Origin of the sequence: Planococcus koreensis, from assembly GCF_004761975.1 — a bacterium.
In the GTDB taxonomy this organism is placed as follows: Bacteria; Bacillota; Bacilli; order Bacillales_A; family Planococcaceae; genus Planococcus; species Planococcus koreensis.
On the sequence record NZ_RQII01000090.1, the window covers coordinates 1 to 2,896 of the forward strand.

3 protein-coding genes are annotated in these 2,896 nt (G+C 50.6%); all 3 read left to right on the plus strand.

The genetic code is table 11. From position 1 onward, the window contains the following. The coding region (locus tag EGV91_RS17075) for a DUF58 domain-containing protein (RefSeq protein WP_135505869.1) at window positions 1-712 on the plus strand (712 nt) is incomplete at its 5' end. Further along, window positions 709-1,935 carry a DUF4129 domain-containing protein gene (locus EGV91_RS17080; RefSeq protein ID WP_158290638.1) on the plus strand — a complete coding sequence of 409 codons (1,227 nt, stop codon included), beginning with the start codon at window positions 709-711 and terminating at the stop codon, window positions 1,933-1,935. The genes EGV91_RS17075 and EGV91_RS17080, both read left to right, overlap by 4 nt. A gap of 195 nt (window positions 1,936-2,130) precedes the next feature. Further along, a partial coding sequence (locus tag EGV91_RS17085; protein WP_135505873.1) for an NAD(P)-dependent oxidoreductase occupies window positions 2,131-2,896 on the plus strand: 766 nt, incomplete at its 3' end.

Genomic DNA, 2,896 nt, shown 5'->3' on the forward strand with positions numbered 1-2,896 from the left:
AAAAATGGAATTGGACATTCCTTTGCCATTCGGCGACGGCCATGTGCTGCTGGAGTATCAGGACCGGCTGCTGCAGGAACAAATGGTTTATCCAAAACTGAGGAATTTCCCATTCCACAACAGGCCTTCCAGCCAAAAAGCCGGCTATTTCAATTTGAATCACACGCTGTTTGATGATCCGTTTCAGCCCGTGGGCACAAGGGAATATCTCCCGACTGACCAATTCCACCACATCCATTGGAAGGCGAGCGCCCGTATGCAAAGTTATCAGACCAAAATTTTCACCCAAGTAGCGAACGAATCGGTGCTGTTCGCGGTGAACGTCGCTTCGCATTACGCGACAATCCCGAATTTGGAAGAACGGGCAGAAGAATTGGCTTCCTACATTGAAAGCTGTTACCGGGCAGGCATTCCGTACGCGCTGGCTGTAAATGTTCGTGCAGCAGGGGCGGTTCCTTACCTTTACCTTCCATCAGGGGAAGGCCAGAAGCAGAGGCAGAAAGCATTGGAACTGCTGGCTGTATTGTCAAAGGACCATTCCACAATGCCATTCAATGCAATGGCGAACCATTTGGAGCGGCATGATGGACTGCCTTCTACGGCATATGTGCTGACCGATGAGAAGGCTGATATCGCCCTCATCACAGCAAAATGGGGCAAACGAACCCAGCTGGCTGTATTGAAAAGCCGCCAAGGGAGGGAACCAGCATGAGCAGCCGTTTTAATGCCGCCTCCAAATTTGTGATGGATGCTTTCGCCATTTCGTTTATCGCTGTCATTTTGACCGATGAAGCGCTGCATCCCATGCTGCTGTTCTGGCCGCTGTTGAGTTTTGCCGCTGCGTTGTCCGCTTTCTGGCTGTTTGGGAAGCTTTCTTATAATGTTTGGTTGGCAGCTGCCATCGCCGGAGCAGCCGCACTGGGGGGATTGCTGATCGGATGTCCGTTATGGCTAGCCGCTGCATTGATGCTGGCTGCCATTAATCGTCTGCACGCCCGTTTTTCAGGAAGCGAAGATGGCGGTGAAGCACTTAGCAAACCGATGTTATTAATCGTCGTGTTGTTTGCAATTGCTATGCTAACAACAATGTTCAACCCCGCACAAGAAACGGAACGGATCCTGTATACGCTTTTCGCAGCGGCAATTGTCCTGAATGTGCTTCTCAGCTTGTGCTACCGGTATTTGAAGCATCTGCCGGAAGGCGTCGCTTTATCGCAGCTTGCGGCAGCAGGAGGCATTGTACTGGCTGCAAGCGCCTTTTCAGCATGGCTGGTCTATATTATCGCGGAAAACGCCAGGCAAGGAGCAGGGGCTGCCGCAGGCTGGCTGCTGCATTTGGTGCTATGGCCATTTTCCAGGCTGATGGAAAAATTGGGCGTTTCGCTATCGGCTTTGTCAAACTCAGAACAAGCCCAGCAAACCATCGATAAAATGGGGCCTTCTCAAACAGCGGATAAAAACGAGCTGGAGTCAGTGCCGGCTGCCGCCGATTTTCCGGTTGAAGTGATGTTGGCCATATTGCTATTGGGGATAGCCGCCGCTCTGGTGCTATGGCTCAAGAAATGGCGTCCGGATAAAACAGAGCCTAAATTAGGGCAGCATCTGCCAATTGAACGGATGAACATGAATAGCGCTGCCATAAACTCAGATCACGAGCATCAAGACGATATTCCTGCTGCGCCAGTGGACCTGCAGCATATCCGGGCAGTGTACCGTGATTTCGAGCGGCAGGCTGAAGCAGCTGGATATGGCCGCTTCGCTTCTGAGACTGTCCGGGAATGGACAGCGCGTATGGGGTGGCAAGCATCCGAAAAGTTTTTTGCAACATATGAATTTGTTCGGTATGGCCAAGGGGAAGTTTCGGCCGCTGAAGCAAATCCTTTCTTGCAAGAAATCGAGCAGCTTTCAGAAAAGAATTTCAAAGAAAAGGTTTAAGCTTTTGATAGACGGGGCATAGTATACTTGAACACAGCAACATTCTCATTTCCCCCTTTTGTGGTCGGTCCGAATAGCGGATCGGCTTCTTTTTTTTGCGCATTTTTTGGGCCAGCGATCAGGGTTGCTTAATATTTATGTGAATTAACAGAAGATTTTTGCTAAACTGGTAATATAGAGAAGGAGTGAATGCATATGAAGATTGGATTTATAGGGACTGGTGTCATGGGCAATAGCCTTGTCAAACATTTATTGCAGGCTGGCCATGAAGTGGCGATTTATACACGGACGGCAAAGAAAGCGGAGAACCTTGTGGCTTTAGGGGCAAAGCTAATGGAGTCGCCGCGGCAGGCAGCGGAACATGCAGAGACATTGTTCACGATGGTCGGATACCCATCGGATGTCGAACAAGTCTACTTCGGCGATAACGGCATCTTGGCAGGCGCTAAACAAGGAACTGTAGTGGTCGATATGACAACGTCACAGCCAAAACTGGCGCAGCGGATTTACGAAGCGGCTAAGGATCAAGGGGTGAAATCGTTGGATGCCCCGGTGTCTGGCGGCGATATAGGGGCACAGAATGGCACCTTGTCAATCATGGTCGGCGGAGAAGAGGTAGTTTTCCAAGAGGTTTTGCCGTTATTCGAATTGCTGGGACAGAATATCGTCTATCAAGGGGCTGCGGGTGCCGGCCAGCATACGAAAATGTGCAACCAGATCATCATCGCTTCCAATATGGTCGGTGTCTGCGAATCGCTGATCTACGCGAAAAAAGCGGGGCTTGATCCGGAACAGGTGCTGCGGTCGATTTCATCCGGCGCGGCGGGTTCATGGTCGCTGTCCAATTTGGCGCCGCGCATCATCAATGGCGATTTCGAGCCAGGATTCTACATAAAGCATTTCATCAAAGATATGAAAATCGCGGCTGAAGAAGCTGAAGCCATGGGGCTTGAACTGCCAG

Coding starts and splice junctions, on each gene's coding strand:
- EGV91_RS17080 (WP_158290638.1), top strand. CDS start 709: ATGAGCAGCCGTTTTAATGCCGCCTCCAAATTTGTGATGGATGCTTTC.